This is a genomic window from Streptomyces sp. NPDC057271 (assembly GCF_042668715.1).
In the GTDB taxonomy this organism is placed as follows: Bacteria; Actinomycetota; Actinomycetes; order Streptomycetales; family Streptomycetaceae; genus Streptomyces.
The window spans coordinates 1-1007 of record NZ_JBHUYJ010000272.1; the positions used below are offsets into that span (position 1 = coordinate 1).

The 1007-nt window shown below is 66.1% G+C and carries 1 protein-coding gene; it reads left to right on the top strand.

Annotated features, from left to right (window positions below; translation table 11 throughout):
• On the top strand, positions 1-996 hold a 996-nt coding region (locus tag ACFUJR_RS39410; protein WP_383181814.1), incomplete at its 5' end, for an IS630 family transposase.
• Between the last annotated feature and the right edge of the window lie 11 nt (positions 997-1007).

Consider the following 1007-nt stretch of genomic DNA (forward strand, 5'->3'; position numbering starts at 1 on the left):
GTGGCGAGGATCGCCGAGGTCACCTTCACCAGCGCGGACCGGGTCCGCGACGTGATCCACGACTTCAACACGGACGGCTTCGACTCGCTGTATCCGAAGTACAAGGGCGGACGGCCCGAGACCTTCACACTGCCGGAACGCCGGGAGATCAAGAAGATCGCCAAGTCCAAGCCGGCCGAGCACGACCTGCCGTTCTCGACCTGGAGTCTGACCAAGCTGGCGGACTTCCTGGTCGCCGAGGGGGTGGTCGACGACATCAGCCACGAGGGCCTGCGCATCCTGCTCCGCGAGGAAGGCGTCTCCTTTCAACGCCTGAAGACCTGGAAGACCTCCCGCGATCCGGACTACGCGGCCAAGAAGGCCCGCGTCGAGCACCTCTACGCGATCGCCGACGGCGAGGTCATACCCGAGGACGGCGAGCCCGAAGTCATTTTCTGCATGGACGAGTTCGGGCCGCTCAACCTGATGCCCCACCCGGGCCGGCAGTGGGCCGAGCGCGGCGGCAAGGACAAGGACCCCGACCGTGAGCCCCGCCGACGGCGTCGGGCGACCTACAACCGCTACGGCGGAGTGCGGCACCTGTTCGCCGCCCTGGACCTGGCCAAGGACAAGCTCTACGGCCACATCAAACCGCTCAAGCGGCGCACCCAGTTCCTGGAGTTCTGCCGCTACCTGCGCACCCTCTACCCTCCGACGGTGCGGATCGCGATCGTCTGCGACAACTTCTCGCCGCACCTGACCACGAAGAGATGTCAACGGGTCGGCACATGGGCGGCGGCGAACAACGTTGAGATCGCCTACACGCCGACGAACTCCTCCTGGCTGAACCGGATCGAGGCCCAGTTCACGGCCCTGCGCTACTTCACCCTCGACGGCACCGACCACGCCGACCACAAGGAACAGGGCAGCATGATCCGCCGCTACATCATCTGGCGAAACCGCCACGCCGACGACCGGCACCTACGCGCCGTCGTCGACAGGGCGAACGTTGCCTGATGCGGCACTAG